Raw genomic sequence first — 15,359 nt, forward strand, 5'->3', positions numbered from 1 at the left:
GCGGGGTTTTCAGTTTTTGGCGTTCTTGAGCGCCGCGCCCGTTCGACAAGGAGCCCGCATGATTGCTACAGCCCCACCCGCCCCCGCCGCAACGCCCTGGTTCCACTCGCTCAACTGGGAGCGGCTGCTGGAAACCTACGGTGTGCCGTTGCTGGCCGCCATCGTAGTGCTGCTGGTGGGGCTGTGGGTGGCACGTCGCCTGTCCAATGCCATGCCGCGCGCCACCGCGCGCATGGGCGTGGACCCGATGCTGGGCAGCTTCCTGCGCAATGTGGTCTATGCCACCTCACTCGTGATCGTGGCGCTGCTGGCCATCGACACGCTCGGCGTGAAAATCACCCCGCTGCTGGCCGTGCTCGGCACGGCCGGTCTGGCGGTAGGCCTGGCATTGAAGGATTCGCTGTCCAACATCGCCTCGGGCGTGATGCTGGTGACGCTGCGACCGTTCCGAGTGGGCGATGTGGTGACCGTGGCCGGGCAGACCGGCACGGTGCGCGAAGTGCGCATCTTCCAGACCGTGCTCACCGGTGCCGACAACCAGCACACCACCATTCCGAACACGCTGATCACCGCCGCACCGATCATCAACCTCACCGCCGAACCGACGCGCCGCGTCGAGCTGGTGATCGGCATCGGCTATGAGGACAACATCCAGCTGGCACGCGATACCGCGTTGGCGCTGATGAAGGCCGACCCGCGCGTGCTGCAGACCCCCGCACCGGACGTGGTGGTCTACGAGCTGGGCGCGCACGCCATCAACCTCGGCATCCGCTGCTACGTGAAGTCGGCCGACTGGTTTGGTACCAAGGTTACGCTGCTGGAGCAGCTGAAGCTGGGCTATGACAAGGCCGGCATCAACATCCCCTACCCGCAGCAGGACATGCATCTGTACCTGCACGGCAAGGATGGCGGCGTGGTTGAGGCCGACGCGCTGGTGCGCGACAAGCCGTGATCCGGCAGTGGAATGCCGGCCAGCGGCCGGCAGCGCCCAGGATCAGGCCGCGACGCTCTCTTCCAGCGTCGGGTAATCGGTGAAGCCGACCGCGCCACCGCCAAAGAACGTCGCGCGATCCGGCGGATTCAGCGCCGCACCGGTACGCAGCCGCTCCGGCAGGTCCGGGTTGGCGATGAACGGCCGGCCGAAGCCGATCAGGTCAGCCCAGCCTTCCGCCAGTGCCTGCTCGGCGCGCTCGGCGGTGTACTTGCCGGCATAGATCAGCGTACCCGGGTAGACCATGCGCAGCGCCTGCTTGAACGCCACCGGCATCAACGGTGCATCGTCCCAATCCGCTTCGGCAATGTGCAGGTAACACACGCCCAGTTCACCCAGCAGATGCGCGGCCGCCAGATAGGTCGCCTGCGGGGTATCATCCACCGCGCCCTGCAGCGTGGTCAGCGGCGCCAGGCGCACGCCGACGCGGTCACCGCCGGCCACCGCGACCACCGCCTGCACGACCTCGCGCAGGAACCGCAGCCGGTTCTGCAACGCGCCCCCATAGCCGTCGGTGCGCTGGTTGGCCTGCGAGTCGATGAACTGGTTGATCAGGTAGCCATTGGCACCGTGCAGCTCCACGCCATCGAAGCCTGCGTCCAGCGCATTGCGCGCGGCCTGCGCGAAATCGGCGACGATGCCCGGAATCTCATCTTCGCGCAGCTCACGCGGCATCGAATGCTGGATCATTTCGCCCACCCCGGCTTCGGGACCTGCCCCGGTCGGGTCGACGAATACCTTCACGCCATCAGCCAACAACGCCGACGACGACACCGGCGCGGCGCCACCCGGCTGCAGCGCCACGTGCGAGACCCTGCCGACATGCCACAGCTGGGCGTAGATGCGGCCACCGGCGGCGTGCACGGCGTCAGTCACCTGGCGCCAGCCCTGCACCTGTTCCGGGCTGTGGATGCCAGGAGTCCAGGCGTAGCCCTGGCCCTGCGCGCTGATCTGGGTACCCTCGCTGACAATGAGGCCGGCGCCGGCACGCTGCGCGTAGTACGTGGCCATTTCGGCAGTGGGTACGTTGCCGGCCGACGAGCGCGAGCGGGTCATCGGCGGCATCACGATGCGGTTGGGCAACGTCAGCGCGCCCAGGCGGTGGGGAGTGAACAGCATGGCGGCAATCTCTTGCAGGGGACTGCCGGCAAGGATGGGGATGGCGGCGGCCACGCAACAGGCACGCACTGGCAAAACAGTTGTTCCCTCAAGGCAAGGATGGCCGGCCGGGGGTCAGAGCCCCTTCCTGCGGAACGGGACCCAACCCCGCGCGCAACCGGGGTCGGATCCCTTTGCAACGCAAAGGGCTCCGACCCCGAAGCCGGTTACAGCGTGGGTTCGATCAGCACGCCGCCATGCGCCACGCGGTCATAGCAGGTGCGTACCACGTCCTCGCCGTACTTGCGCTCCAGCCGGCGCACGATGAAGTGGCCGCGCGCCATGTCCTGGTAGTAGTCAGTGAACATGGTGTTCAGTGTTGCGCCGGCAGCGGCACCGACGATCGGCACCGCCTGCGCGGCGAACTTCTCGGTAACGACCACGCCAAAGCGTGCCGCCACCTTCTCCACCAGCTTCGCCAGCAGCTTGCCGGCTTCCTTCGGCGCCATGCCCAGGGTCAAGTCGCGGCCGGTCACCACGCGCCCGGCCAGCTCGGCCGAGAGATGGCGCATCACATCGGTCGTGAAGCCGCGGGCCAGGTAATAGCCCGTCTCGCTGGCGTCATCACGCGGCGAGTTGCCGCCCAGCGCGAATACCTCAAGGCACGCCTGGCGGGTGCTGAACTCGGACAGGTCAAAGCCCTCGCTGCGGGCCACGTCTGCCACCGCCCGCATCATGATCGTGGTCGATACCGGCAGTTCGATGAAAAGTGCCGCGAAGCCAAAGGCGCCTCCGACCGCGCCTGATGTCGCCGCCGCCACCTTGTGCCAGCGCGTGGATGCGCCCTTGCCAGGGGTGTTGTCCATGCTCCACAGGGCCGCCTGCGCGGACTTGGACAGCGCCGCCTGCACCGCGCCGTGGATGCGGCCCGACACCGCCTTGGGCAGCGCCTTCACCGCGAACTCCAGTGGCGTGCCGACCAGGTTCGCCATGCGCGCGGTCAGGGTCGGCGCTTCCAGCAGCGCCACCGCCCGCTGCAGGTCGGACCAGTCGCGGGCGTCGTGGGCAATGTCGCGGGGAAGCAGGATCGGCTCGTTCATGGCGCCGATCTTAGCGCCCGGTAGTTGAACGGTTCGTCGCGGGTCACGCCAGAAGGGGCGGATCCGGTGCCTTGCCGGCCAGCGGCCGGCACTACCCGTGGGCGTGTCACCCGGTGGCGTCGTTCAGGCAGCCGGCAACCCCGACAGCGCGCCCATGAACTGGCGGTAGTGCCGAAGCTCGGCGATCGAATCGTGCACGTCGCTCAGCGCGGTGTGGTTGCTGTTCTTGCCGACGCCGGCAGCCACGCTCGGCGCCCAGCGCTTGGCCAGTTCCTTCACCGTGGACACGTCCAGGTTGCGGTAGTGGAAGTACTTCTCCAGCCTCGGCATCTGGCGGTGCAGGAAGCGGCGATCCTGGCAGATCGAGTTGCCGCACATCGGCGAAAGGCCGGCCGGGATCCACTGCGCCAGGAAGTTCACCGTCTGCGCTTCGGCCTGGCCCAGCGTGGTGGTGCTGTCCAGCACGCGCTGCCACAGGCCGGAACGGCGGTGCTGGTTGCGGTTCCACTCATCCATCGCTTCCAGCGTTTCCAGCGGGTGGTGGATGGCAAATTCCGGACCCTCGGCCAGCACGTTGAGCCGCGCGTCGGTGACCACGGTGGCGATCTCGATGATCGAATCGTTATCGGTATCCAACCCGGTCATTTCCAGGTCGATCCAGATCAGCCGCTCGTTGGCCGCGCCGTTGTCCGCCATGTGTCGCCTCGTTGCTGGGCAGGCGCACGGCCTACCGGTGAAGGAAAGGGGCACCCATCATACCCTGTCACCCCTCAGCCCTCGTCGGCGTGGTCTTCCAGCAACAGCGGCGGCTTGCCGCGCTTGGCGCGAAAATAATTAGTCAGGCGCGTGCTCGCCTCCTTGGCCAGCACGCCGCCGTGGATCTCCACCCGGTGGTTGTGGCGCGCATCGCCCAGCAGGTCGAACACGCTGCCGCAGGCACCGGTCTTGGGGTCGCTGGCGCCGTAGACCAGGCGGGCAATGCGTGCATGCACGATCGCCATCGCGCACATCGCGCAGGGTTCCAGGGTCACGTACAGAGTGCTGCCCAGCAGCCGATGGTTGGCCAGCCGCGTGCCACCGGCCCGCATCGCCACGATCTCGGCATGCGCGCTGGGATCGTGCGAGGCGATGTTGAGGTTCCAGCCCTCGCCCAGCAGCTGGCCATCGGCGCCCACCAGTACCGCACCGACCGGAATCTCATCGAACTCGCGTTGCGCGCGCTCGGCCAGGGCCAGCGCGTGGCGCATCCAGCGTTCATCGGCGTCGTGCACCGGTACACCCAGGGCATCGGTCATGGCGGTTCTCGCGTGTCTGCAGGGCCAGGATGGCCGCCGGGGCCGCATTGTACGCCCGCGGCCGTGCAGGCGCCGCTAGCGTGCGTCGAAGCGCTCGCGGGCGGCGTCCAGTGCCGGGAAGTTGTGCTCGGCCCAACGGTCCAGAGCGGACAGCGTGCCAACCAGGCCACGCGCGACTTCGGTCAGCCGGTACTCCACATGCAGTGGCTTTTTGCCCAGCTCACACCGCTCGACCAGGCCATTGCGCTCCAGCTGCCGCAGGGTCTGGGTCAACACCTTCTGCGAGATGCCTTCGATCTTCCGCAGCAGCGCGCCATTGCGCAGCGGCCCCTGCGACAGCGCCGGCAACAGCAGCATCACCCACTTGCCGGAGATCAGCGCCAGCGCATCGCGTGCCGAACAATCGGCGGCATAGACATCGCCCGGACAGGCCATGGTTACCTCAAGGTGCGTAATTGCCGGGCCACTCCGGCATCGCGAGGATGGTCGCACACTCCACCAACACCTCGCCCCATGCGCGCCCTGAACCTGCTTGCCCATCCCGAACCCCGCTCGTTCAACGCCTACCTGGCCGCGCAGGCCGCCGAACAGCTGCGCCATGACGCCCTGCAGGTGGACGTGGTCGACCTGTATGCGGAAGGCTTCGATCCGCTGGAAGCGGCCGATCATCATGCAAGGCGCCTGCAGCCCGACCGCTTCGATGCCCAGCGCGAACAGCGTCATGGCGCCGAACAGGGCCGGCTACCCGCCGATGTGCAGCGCCATCTGCAGTTGCTGCGCGCTGCCGATCGGGTGATCCTGCAGTTCCCGCTGTGGTGGTTTTCGGCACCGGCAATCCTCAAGGGCTGGCTGGACCGCGTACTGGTCTACGGGCCGATGTACAACAGCCGCCTGCGCCACGAACACGGCGCGATGCGCGGCAAGCGTGCCCTGCTCAGCGTCACCACCGGCGCTTCGGCGCGGGCCTGCGCGGTGGATGGCCGTGAGGGTGATACCCGCCTGTTGCTGTGGCCGTTGATGTACAGCCTGCGCTACGTCGGCTTCGATGTGATGGAACCGCATGTGGTGCACGGCGTGCGTTCCGGGCTGGCACCGGAGCGCGCGCAGGCACACGACGAGGCACTGGCTGCAGCAACGCACTACTACCGCGAACGCCTGGCGCACTGGACGCAGTGGCCCACCGTGCCCTTCAACGACAGCGCGGATTTCGAGGACGGCGTGGTGCTGCGCGCGGAGGCCACCACCTACAGCCCCTTCATCCGCCATCGCAACGCCGGATGAATCCAGGTCTGCACGCTGGATCGGGACGCGCGATACTACGTGCTCATTGAAAGCACCTTGGTGAACCCATGACCACCCTTCGCGCCTCGCGCGCCGACGACGGCGCCGCCCTCGTCGACCTCTGGCGCCGCGCCGTCGACGCCACCCACGACTTCCTCAGCGCAGAAGACCGCCAGGCCATCGACGCCGAAGTCGCCGGTTTCCTGCCGCTGGCGCCGATGACCGTGGCCGTCGACGCTCAGGACCGCCCCCTTGGCTTCATGCTGATCGATGGCACGCACATGGAAGCGCTGTTCATCGATCCTGACGTGCGCGGTACCGGTATCGGCCGGCGACTGCTGCAGCATGCGCTGGCCCTGCATCCGCAGCTCAGTACCGACGTCAACGAACAGAACGCGCAGGCCGTCGGCTTCTACCAGCGCATGGGTTTCGTCGAAACCGGACGTTCACCGCTGGATTCGCAGGGCCGCCCGTATCCGCTGATCCATCTCCGGTACGAGGGCTGAGATCAGCCCCGGCGGCGGGGGTCAATCCACGGGCGGGGCGTTTGCCTCGAATGCCGCTGAGTAGCGCACTTCGCCCTGCGCGATCGGCGGCACCAGGGAGAGGGCCTGGAAGTACGTTGCTGGAACACCCGGCAGTGCCAGTCCCGGTTCGGCATGGAACCCGAACCGCCCGTAGTAGGACGGCTCCCCCAGCACGACGCAGCCCTGCGCGCCCTGCCTACGCAATGCGTCGAGCGCCGCGTGCATCAGCGCTGCGCCAATGCCCTGCCCCTGGCATCCGGGCAGCACCGAGATGGGCCCCACGCCAAACCAGCCGGTGCTGCCATCGCTGATCGTCACCGGCGACAGGGCGATGTGCCCGACGACCTGCCCGTCCTTCTCGGCGACCAGCGAAAGACTCAGCTCTCCACGCGAACGCAGCGCATCGACAATGAACTGCTCGGTGTGGCTGCTGTGCGGCGCATCACGGAAGGCCGCCTCAGTGAGTGCGTGGATACCTGCACGGTCTTTATTGGACTCAGGCCGAATCGTGTAATTCATGGCGCCCGTCTCCGTGATGGAAATGTGAATTATTGATTTGAATCACACATCTGCAGAAGAGCCTGAGTCGCACGCAGCGCCAGCGGAAACACCGGATCGCCCACGGCACAAGCGATACGCCCGAGGTAGCACCCGCCGGCGCGTCAAAAACATGGCGCGCCGGGTGGCAATGGCTTGCCGGCACGCTCCATAATCGGAAAACCTGTCACCCAGGAAGGATATATGGACATGGACGCGCCATGCAGGACCGGGCCATGGATGTAGCACAGCGCGAACACAGGGGACGGCCGTTGTTGGCGTTGATCGCGCTATTGCCGCTGGCCGCGTGCTCACCTTATGCCGATGCCGAGCGCGACGTTGCTGCGGGTGGACGCGGCCTGGCCAAGCTCAACCCGGCGCCGAAGCAGGCCTACGAACTGGTGCTGACAGTGAAGGATGCACCGGGCCCGTTCGCGGTTGTTGAGGGCGTGGCCCAGTATGACGTCAGCAACTACGAAGACTGCGGGAGGGTCATATGGTCCACCGGTACGGCCAGCCGCATCACCAGCCAGGAACCGGTGGAACTGCGCAGGACGGGCGAGAACGAATACCGCGGTACGTTCTACCTCGACCGCATGCAGGACCAGGACTATTACGATCGCGGTACGTGCCACTGGACGCTGACCGGCGTTGGCGCGATGTTGCGTGCCACGACCGGCGAAGCTGATACGCGATTCCTGACGTTCATCGACAGGAAGCGCATGGAGAGGGATTCACCTCTGACGCTCTATTACCCGACACTCATCTATCCGCGCGCCACCACCGTCGCCAACTTCGGCGCCAGTGGCGAAGAAGATCCGTCAGGGTATAGCGAAGATCTGCGCGACGCGCTGTTCTCGACCACAACCACTGTGCGGACGCTCGCGCCATGAGCTGCCAGTGCCACATTTCCCCCTACACACCAGGAGGCCGACATTGCGCCACAAGATGATTCCGTGCCTTGCTCTGCTTCTGTTGACCGCCTGCCATCCGGAGACCGCCATGAACCAGGAACGTGCCGCTGCTGAAGCCGATGTCGCCCAGGGTGGGCGCGGCCTCGCCAAGCTCAACCCCAGCCCGCGCAAGGCCTATGAACTGGTGCTGCGCCTGAAGGACGCCCCCGGCGATTTTGCGGTGGTCGAAGGCGTCGCACAGTACGACGTCACCAACGAAGACCAGTGCGGTCACATCGAGCCGGCCACCGGCACGGCCGCACGCATCACCAGCCAGGAGCCGGTGGAGCTGCGCAAGGTCGCCGATGGCGAGTATCGCGGAACGCTCTATGTGGACCGCATGCTGGATGAAGACTACTACGGCCGTGGCGTGTGCCACTGGGAGTTCACTGGTGCTGGGGCGATGTTGAAGGCGACGGGCGCCGAAGAAGAGACCCGCTTCCTGACATTCGTCAAGGCCGAACCGCTGACTGAAGGCAAGACCCACACGCTTTACTATCCGGACGCGGCGTATCCGCGGGCGCCGCTTGCTGCCAACTACCCAGCCACCGGCAAGGCTGACCCGACTGACTACGTGGCCGAACTGCAGGGCAAGTTGTTCACGATGAGCCTCAGCGCCAGTGAGGTCACCCCATGACTGTCAGCACTCAGGACTATGCAGCGCTTTCCGACGATGCCTACAAGGATCGCGCGGTAGGTCGTCGGCATCCCGGCGAAGAAGAACTCGTTACGATCAACGGACGCGAGTACAGGATTCTCGAACACGTTAACAACCGACTCAACGGTTACCAAGGCACCGTTTACCAGCGAACTGATACCAATGAGATCGTGGTTGCTCATCGTGGCACCGAGCAGATCGCTCGTGATGCCATTCTGACCGACGGCGGCATGGTCGTCGCCCGCACCAATGTGCAAGCGCCCGATGCCATTGCTTTGACCAAGAGTGCACTGGATTACGCGAAGCAGGACGGCGCCTTTGGAGGCCGTGCTCCTGAGGTCACCGTCACCGGTCACTCCCTCGGCGGCGCGCTGGCCCAGATCACCTCGCACCATTTCAACGTCAAGGGCGAAACCTTCAACGCCTATGGCGCGGTCAGCCTCAGCTACCGCATCCCGGAAGGCGGCAACACCATGATCAACCATGTCATGGCCTCCGATCCGGTCAGCGCGGCGTCGCCGCACTTCGGCCAGGTGCGCATCTACGCCAGGCCGAACGAAATCAGCACGCTTGCCGCGAACGGCTTCAGCAATCACTCATTGCGCGCCCTGATCCCCGACCGGCCGATCATCGCCGCAGGCAGCTCGTTCGGCGCGCACAAGCTGGGCAACTTCCTCGGTGACGGCTCGGTGCTGCAACACCCGGAAACGCAGAAGCTGGCAAAAGACAACGCCAGGATGATCGAGGAGTACCGCGACGACGTTGAATCACTGCGCCGCGGTGTCACCCGCGCGGCGCGCGGCATTCCGGGCGGCGCCGTCGATCTGTACGACCACATCCGCGGCCCGCTGCAGCCCGGTGAGCCGGCACGTCGTGAAGCCGAGAAGAACGGCCATCACACCAGCATGCTACGCATGGACGATCCCAACCATGTGGGCAACCCACTGTTCAACGACGCGATCCGTGGCGTGCACGCGCAGGACGTCCGCGTCGGCCGGGTACCGGACGTAATGAGCACGCAGCTGGCCGGCAGCCTGGCCGCCGAAATGCACGCAGCGGGCGGCAAGCGCATCGACGAAGTGGTCATGAATGCCGATGCCTCGCGCAGCTTCGCCGTGCAGGGCCAAGGCGGCGACCCCGCCCACCTTCGCGTGTCGGTGGATACGGCAGTGGCGATGAACACCCCACTGGAACAGAGCAGCCAGCGCATCGACCAGCAGGCCGCAGGCCAGCGGCTTGCGCTGGAGCGCGACCAACAGCTGGAACAGCAGCAGCATCAGACCCGCAGCCTGCAGGCCTGATGGCGGCGCGGGAGCCACTCACCCCGGCTCCCGCACCCTTCGGCACGCCGGCTCAGGGACTGGAGGCCGCCATTGGCACGGCTCCTCCGGCAGTCACGAACGGATCCGGGCCGGAATCCGGGAATGCACCGCAGGCACGATCGCCGGGTGCCACCGGATCACAGGGCCACTGCGCGCGTGCGACCTTCTCGCGCAGCTCGAAGCGATCGCCGGTCCAGACCACGAACGCGATGTGCTCGCGGTTCCAGTCGCTGTAGGCGCGCGGACCGCCCTTCTGCGCCGTTTCCGGGTACTGCACGAACCAACGCAAGGCCGGGCCGTACTGCAACTTGCTGTGGTCCAGATTGAGCCGGCCCTCACGCGACAGCTGTCGCGCACGGTCGGCGTCCGTCACCGGCGGCATGGCCGGCAACGCATCGGCAGTCACATCCCGCGGCGCCGCGTCCCCGCGGACCTGGTACACGCGCTGTGCCACATAGGCCTCGCGGCAATCACCCGCTGGCACGCGGACCGGCTCCGCGCCGTACTCACCGCGGTTGGCGACCTGGTCGCTGCAGGTGAACGGCGCCGACACCAGATAGAACGTGCTGTCGGCATCGCGTCCTTCCAGCGAGCGCACCCAGATATCACCCATCCGCGCGATGAAATCCGGGCGTTGGCCGTAGCCCGGCACCGCCTTGAACCAGGCCTTCTGCCGCACCTCGCGCTCGCGCCAGGCGCGCGGCAAGTGGATGTCCTGCTCGGGCAGCGCGACCAGCAGCGCGGCCAGATGCGCCGGCATCGTGCCCTGGCAGGCGCCGATCAGCAGGTCGCCCTGGCTCGCCAGCCGTCCGGCCAGATCCACCGGGCAGCGGGCACCGAGCGCCCGCTCGGTCGCCTGCTCGGGCGGCAACGGCACGATGGCCAATGCGGGCGGAGCGGGTGCTACCGCCGGAGCGGTGGGCTCGCCTGCGGCGGGAGGTGCAGCCACAGGCGCCGCCGCTGCGGGCGCAACGGGCGCAGGCGCCGGGTCCGCAGCCGGCGCCGGCTGCGTGTCCACCACGGGTGTCGCAGGGGGTATCACGGCAGCCGGTACTTCGGGAGCCGGCGCCACGACAACGGCGTCGGCCGCCGCGGGCGCTGTAACGGGCGCCGCCCCTGCAGGCGCGTCAACAGTTGCCTCTGCAGCGGGGTGCGTCTCCACGACGGGCGCCGCTGCCTCCTGAGCCTGTGCCGAGGCTGCGGCAAGTCCAAGTGACAGCAGCCAGAGCGGCGGCAGGCGGCGCACGGATGCATTGCAGCGGGCCGCGGCGTGCCGGGCATTCGGGGGAACGATTCGCATGTGGTGTCCTTACGGGTGGGTTTCCATGTCGGCGCCACAGGGCGCCACGCGTCGTACGTAAAGCGCCAGCGGGCACCCTGCCCGCCGGCATCGGTGTTACAGGGATCGAGAACGCTGCTCCTGCTCGCGGGCGAGCGCGGCCGCCGGGTCCTGCTGGGCGACATTGGCAGCCAACTGCTGGCTGCTCTGCGCCAGCGGCTGCTGCGCCGCTTGTTCGCGATCAACCGATGTGCGCAGCATGGCCGGATCGCCCAGCGCGCCCTGCACGGCAAACAACGTGCGGCCGTCGTTGCCAGCCAGGAGATGATCGATGCGCGACATCCCCGCCTTCTGCGCGCTCAGCGCCAGTGCGCCGGCAGCATTGTCCAGTTCCTGCACGCTGCGCAGACCGCTTTGCGGCCCCATCTGCTGCAGGTGCTGGCGCGCTCCCGAGAACAGCGTGTATCCCGGCTCGCCCGGTTGCGACATGTCGCGTCCCGTTGCCTGCTGGGCAGGCGCCCCCACTTCGCCGCGCTCCAGGCGCGCCATCACATCGGGGGTCAGCTTCTGTTGCCACACGTCAAAACGCTGCTGGCGGGCTTCGATGCCGTTGAGCGCGCCATTCAGGGCACGCGTGGCTTCGCGCACATCCTCGCGTGCCGCCTCCGGCACCCGCGTCTGCCACTGCCACACGGCAATGCGACCTGCGTGCTCGGGCTGCGCGGCCAGTTCCGGGTGATTCACCAGGTCCAGTTCCAGCGCCTTGCCGGCACGCTCATAGTTCTCCTTGCCGACCAGCGGCAGATAGCCGCGGCCGTGATACTTCAGTGCGTCGCCAGGGGCATCGTTGCCCATGCGCCCGCCGTACATCAGCTCAGCCAGGTTTTCCGGGCGGCCACGCAGCGCTTCCTGGCGGGCGCTCTCCAGCGCAGCGTTGCCATTGCGCCATGCCGCTTCCACCGGGATCTGCGAGATGCCCCGGGTGAAGTTGAAACTCTCGTTGAGACGGCTCAAGCCACGGGATTCATGCCCGGCCTGCGCCATGAAGTTGGCCAGTTCCCGGGACGAAGTCATGCCGGCCTCCGTGGCCTGCCGCAACAGCAACGACTCCCTATCCTGCGACACGGTGAAACTCCTGCTCGATCATCGTTGGATACTCCCGCCTCCTCACAGGCATGGCACTCAGGGCAAGCTCACGTCGGCGACGACGGACGGATCGAAATCCTCGAACCGCACCCGGCCAAGCTCGGCCGCGGAGAAATCGCGCGTGTGGGTCGCTTCGGTTTCGGTGTCCACCACCTTGCGCTGCACGCCATGCACCCAGCACGCCTGCTCGGCAGGTGCATACCGGAAGGTGTAGACGCTGCTCCAGCGTTCGCGGCTGCCGCCGTTAGTGATCACGCTGAACGCGCCGTCTTCAATCGTCACGTAGGCGAAGGGATCACCGGCCATGCCACCGCGCGTTGAGCACGGCACCAGCTTGTCGTTGCGTGCCGCCAGCTGCCAGCGGCCCGTGGCATCACCCAGCAGCAACAGCAGGACCCGGTTCGGTCCGTGCTCGCCGGGCAGCAAGCCCTCCGGAGGAGGTTGGTCGATCACCAGGAGCTGGTCCTGGAAACCATTGCCGGTCAGATCGCCGCGTACAGCTTCCAGCAGGTTCGCGCCGGACGGAACGAACGCCAGGGCATTGTCCATGTGCGTGCCGCTCCCCTTCTCCATCCCCTGCAACTCCTTCAATCCCGTCTTGCCAGTTCCCGAGCGGAGACCGGAAACGGGGCGATGCCTCGCACGTGCCCGGCGGCCGCCATGGCGGATGATAGCCCCGAGCCCACGGCAACCGCGATGGTGGCAAGCGTCACCCGCACTGCGGGGGGACACAGTCCTCATGGACGGAAAAGCTCCTGCGTTCGATGGCACCGGCGCGTCGGGATTTTGACGCGCACGCAGCTTACTTCGAGGAGGCAGCGCTCGTCGAAGGGGGCTTGGGATGAAAAGCGCACTTGATCACAGAAAAAGCGCGGCTAACGTGAATGGATGCCTACTTGGAGTTGACGGCAGCGCTGATCAGGCACTTAACACTCGTGCAGCCGCAAGCGGAACGGGTGCAGCGAACACGGATCAGATGACACACGCCACGCAGTCATCGCCCCCGCGAGCGAGCCCGAGCTTCAATGTGGAACGGAACCCAGCCGTAGCTGAGAACCGCACGCATCTTCGATTTTCCGGCGGGCAAGAAGCAGAGAGTGATTAAGTCATGGATTGAATCCGGAGAGCATCATCTGCCTACGCATTCACCACCCGTTGAACACTGGCCAAGCGGGCAAAGCGCTTCTGAAAAATACTGAAGCTGGCTCCAAGTATTGACAATGCAAAGATCAGGAGCCGTAACGAACCCGCCCGAATAGAAGCACCATTGCGGTGCTCGGGACCAGTCATTCGCAATGAGAATTTCCAAAAAACTGAAAACACTACGGCCGGTCCAACGAAACAACCGGGGCGCTAGCCCGGCGCTATCCTCGCTTCACTTCCGCACATACTCAGGAGCTGAGCACGCGGTGTACACGACGTGGCATCCCTGACCCCCATCCCTTATACAAAGACGAGTTGCCAATTGAATTGCTTCATCAACAGTCGCCTTTCCACCAAAGCTGGTGCCGCCGGAACCCGAACTGGGGACCACCGCAGCAACGCATTGATTCTCGTAGGAGAAAGAAGTTCGACAGGCACGACCGCCCGATTGCCGGCATTGCATCACAGCCTCTGCCTCTGCGTCAGACTTACTACGCCTCCCGGTAGACACTCCAGACGCGCCCTCAGGAGAAACAGAGATCGCGCCCCACGTTTTGATCCACTTCCCTCCCGGTTGCGGCGTCTTGAGCGATCCGTCACCCGCCCCAGGGATCGGAGCGCATCCTTGGACGCCTTGCCCGCCAATAGGATACTGCCCCGGAGGGCATCCGCCCTCTGCGAACGCTGCCGACTGGAAGACGGCAGCCAACAACAGGCCCAGGATCACCCGCCCGCTACGTAGAAGCGTAAACCTCCAAGACATCTCGCCTCCTGCCCGTATCCGACTGCACTGCCAACCATCTGCAAATATGCCATGAAGCTGCCCGAGCCGCCCTAGACGAACATGGCCGCCATTGGCGACAGTCAGATAGTGTTCGCTAGGATCAAGCCCATGTCGCGCTACTGCTGCCCGGACCTACTCAGATGTGAGCGCAGCACCCGCCACGTCAATTGCTGCGGCCAAATTTGTCGCTGCTGAACGCCTGATCATACCGAGAATCTCCCAATATCAAGAGTAGAGTTCTTCTTAGTTTGATGGGCGCAGAAAAAAAACAGCCCGCTCAACGGCGGGCCATTCTATCGCCGCATCATGAGAAAAATGCGGGCAATTATTCAAAACTTCTCAAACTCCGGCTCGGTGCAATTGGACATGACAACTTCACATGTCCGTTTGGAAGCAGCACGACATTGCGCCAAGGATAGGCCTGCCGCCTCCTCCTTTGTGGCTGCAGCAGAGTAGAAAGTCCCTCCGGCTCCCGCATTCGAAACAGCCGCCGTCGCGCATTGATTCTTATAGGTGAACTTCACTTGGCAATCCCGACCGCCTGCATCAGAGCAGGATCTCACCGCCGCGCTTCCCGCATCCGCCTTCTTCCTCCACCCACTTGCGGCTCCTGCGATTCCGGAAGGCGAGGCGGCAAATGCTCCCCAAGTCTTGATCCACCGCCCCGTTGGACGCGGGCTTTCCGCTCCTGATCCACCAGCAGGTATTGGCGCGCATCCGCCGGCACCCTGCCCGCCAATCGGATACTGGCCTGGAGGACACCGTCCTTCGGCGAAGGCAGCGCCGCCGCCCCCAAAAATTAGGATTGCTGCAAGAGCGCACCTCAGAACTTGAGCTGCCCGGTCACTATTCATACACACATCCTTCAACCTAAGTCAGATCCATCAATCCGCCAAGCCATACTGCCCCTGCTTCTGATTGGACGGCGTGTAAGTGCTTGGAGCAGAGTTCCTTATAGTGACACCACCATCCTGATGACTCGAATGCCCTTCGCTCTTCGATGGCGAAGGAGGTGTGTAGGTACCCGGAGGCCGACCATCAGCACTAGGAGTTGAGGCCGCACTGCCACCTATCTGCGAAAATGCCATGAAGCTACCCAAGGTGCCCTGGAAGAACATGGCCGCCATTGGGGGCGCAGTCAGAATCAAGGTCGTCAGAATCAGGCCCATGCCGCCCTGCTGCATCGCCTGACTGGTCATACCGTCGCTGGAAGCCCCGTCAAGCAGGAACCTGTTCACCAGCGCC

The 15,359-nt window shown here is 65.5% G+C and carries 17 protein-coding genes and 1 pseudogene; 6 read left to right on the forward strand and 12 right to left on the reverse strand.

The window, feature by feature from the left end; translation table 11 throughout:
- Positions 1 to 58: 58 nt before the first annotated feature.
- Positions 59 to 952, forward strand: a complete 894-nt coding sequence (locus AC5P9I_RS17605; RefSeq protein ID WP_049464814.1) for a mechanosensitive ion channel family protein — start codon at positions 59 to 61, stop codon at positions 950 to 952.
- Between the two features lie 42 nt (positions 953 to 994).
- On the opposite strand, the gene AC5P9I_RS17610 is transcribed toward AC5P9I_RS17605, so the two are convergent.
- The 5 genes from AC5P9I_RS17610 to AC5P9I_RS17630 all read right to left on the reverse strand — a co-directional run bounded on the left by AC5P9I_RS17610 (position 995) and on the right by AC5P9I_RS17630 (position 4,919).
- Positions 995 to 2,110, reverse strand: coding sequence for an alkene reductase (locus AC5P9I_RS17610; RefSeq protein ID WP_111188499.1), 1,116 nt, complete (start codon positions 2,108 to 2,110; stop codon positions 995 to 997).
- 206 nt (positions 2,111 to 2,316) lie between these two features.
- Positions 2,317 to 3,189: an EcsC family protein gene (locus AC5P9I_RS17615; RefSeq protein WP_130767904.1), complete on the reverse strand. Its 873-nt coding sequence runs from the start codon at positions 3,187 to 3,189 to the stop codon at positions 2,317 to 2,319.
- 123 nt (positions 3,190 to 3,312) lie between these two features.
- Complete coding sequence (gene orn / locus AC5P9I_RS17620) at positions 3,313 to 3,885, reverse strand: oligoribonuclease (protein ID WP_049464818.1); 573 nt, start codon at positions 3,883 to 3,885, stop codon at positions 3,313 to 3,315.
- A gap of 74 nt (positions 3,886 to 3,959) precedes the next feature.
- Positions 3,960 to 4,484: a tRNA adenosine(34) deaminase TadA gene (tadA, locus tag AC5P9I_RS17625; protein ID WP_049464820.1), complete on the reverse strand. Its 525-nt coding sequence runs from the start codon at positions 4,482 to 4,484 to the stop codon at positions 3,960 to 3,962.
- A 75-nt stretch (positions 4,485 to 4,559) separates the two neighbouring features.
- On the reverse strand, positions 4,560 to 4,919 hold the full coding sequence (locus AC5P9I_RS17630; RefSeq protein WP_049464823.1) for a winged helix-turn-helix transcriptional regulator: 360 nt from the start codon (positions 4,917 to 4,919) through the stop codon (positions 4,560 to 4,562).
- A 78-nt stretch (positions 4,920 to 4,997) separates the two neighbouring features.
- Between AC5P9I_RS17630 and AC5P9I_RS17635 the strand changes: the two genes are divergently transcribed.
- On the forward strand, positions 4,998 to 5,765 hold the full coding sequence (locus tag AC5P9I_RS17635; protein ID WP_130767903.1) for an NAD(P)H-dependent oxidoreductase: 768 nt from the start codon (positions 4,998 to 5,000) through the stop codon (positions 5,763 to 5,765).
- 68 nt (positions 5,766 to 5,833) lie between these two features.
- Positions 5,834 to 6,271, forward strand: coding sequence for an acetyltransferase (locus tag AC5P9I_RS17640; RefSeq protein ID WP_049464826.1), 438 nt, complete (start codon positions 5,834 to 5,836; stop codon positions 6,269 to 6,271).
- A 21-nt stretch (positions 6,272 to 6,292) separates the two neighbouring features.
- On the opposite strand, the gene AC5P9I_RS17645 is transcribed toward AC5P9I_RS17640, so the two are convergent.
- Positions 6,293 to 6,811: a GNAT family N-acetyltransferase gene (locus AC5P9I_RS17645; RefSeq protein ID WP_049464829.1), complete on the reverse strand. Its 519-nt coding sequence runs from the start codon at positions 6,809 to 6,811 to the stop codon at positions 6,293 to 6,295.
- A gap of 254 nt (positions 6,812 to 7,065) precedes the next feature.
- On the opposite strand from AC5P9I_RS17645, the gene AC5P9I_RS17650 reads away from it, so the two are divergent.
- Genes AC5P9I_RS17650 through AC5P9I_RS17660 form a run of 3 tightly spaced genes read left to right on the forward strand, consistent with a single transcriptional unit; the run spans position 7,066 to position 9,741 of the window.
- Entirely contained in the window at positions 7,066 to 7,722 is a 657-nt protein-coding gene (locus AC5P9I_RS17650; protein ID WP_049464841.1) for a hypothetical protein, read from the forward strand.
- A gap of 43 nt (positions 7,723 to 7,765) precedes the next feature.
- Complete coding sequence (locus AC5P9I_RS17655; protein ID WP_049464831.1) at positions 7,766 to 8,419, forward strand: hypothetical protein; 654 nt, start codon at positions 7,766 to 7,768, stop codon at positions 8,417 to 8,419.
- Positions 8,416 to 9,741, forward strand: coding sequence for an XVIPCD domain-containing protein (locus AC5P9I_RS17660; RefSeq protein WP_049464833.1), 1,326 nt, complete (start codon positions 8,416 to 8,418; stop codon positions 9,739 to 9,741). Before AC5P9I_RS17655 ends, AC5P9I_RS17660 begins: the two co-directional genes overlap by 4 nt.
- 52 nt (positions 9,742 to 9,793) lie before the next feature.
- On the opposite strand, the gene AC5P9I_RS17665 is transcribed toward AC5P9I_RS17660, so the two are convergent.
- The 6 genes and pseudogenes from AC5P9I_RS17665 to AC5P9I_RS17690 form a co-directional block, all read right to left on the reverse strand.
- Positions 9,794 to 11,062 carry a hypothetical protein gene (locus tag AC5P9I_RS17665; protein WP_407617921.1) on the reverse strand — a complete coding sequence of 423 codons (1,269 nt, stop codon included), beginning with the start codon at positions 11,060 to 11,062 and terminating at the stop codon, positions 9,794 to 9,796.
- Between the two features lie 96 nt (positions 11,063 to 11,158).
- The gene (locus tag AC5P9I_RS17670) at positions 11,159 to 12,166 is read right to left on the reverse strand and encodes an XVIPCD domain-containing protein (protein WP_049464837.1); all 1,008 of its coding nucleotides are present in this window, start codon (positions 12,164 to 12,166) and stop codon (positions 11,159 to 11,161) included.
- A gap of 57 nt (positions 12,167 to 12,223) precedes the next feature.
- Positions 12,224 to 12,760 carry a hypothetical protein gene (locus AC5P9I_RS17675; RefSeq protein WP_019660284.1) on the reverse strand — a complete coding sequence of 179 codons (537 nt, stop codon included), beginning with the start codon at positions 12,758 to 12,760 and terminating at the stop codon, positions 12,224 to 12,226.
- Between the two features lie 802 nt (positions 12,761 to 13,562).
- Positions 13,563 to 14,093 carry a DUF4189 domain-containing protein gene (locus AC5P9I_RS17680; protein ID WP_088475943.1) on the reverse strand — a complete coding sequence of 177 codons (531 nt, stop codon included), beginning with the start codon at positions 14,091 to 14,093 and terminating at the stop codon, positions 13,563 to 13,565.
- A gap of 350 nt (positions 14,094 to 14,443) precedes the next feature.
- On the reverse strand, positions 14,444 to 14,968 hold the full coding sequence (locus AC5P9I_RS17685; RefSeq protein WP_223017472.1) for a DUF4189 domain-containing protein: 525 nt from the start codon (positions 14,966 to 14,968) through the stop codon (positions 14,444 to 14,446).
- 30 nt (positions 14,969 to 14,998) lie between these two features.
- A pseudogene (locus AC5P9I_RS17690) lies at positions 14,999 to 15,359 on the reverse strand (TrbL/VirB6 family protein); the annotation flags it as partial.

Source organism: Stenotrophomonas sp. YJH_SMC_29, from assembly GCF_059371235.1.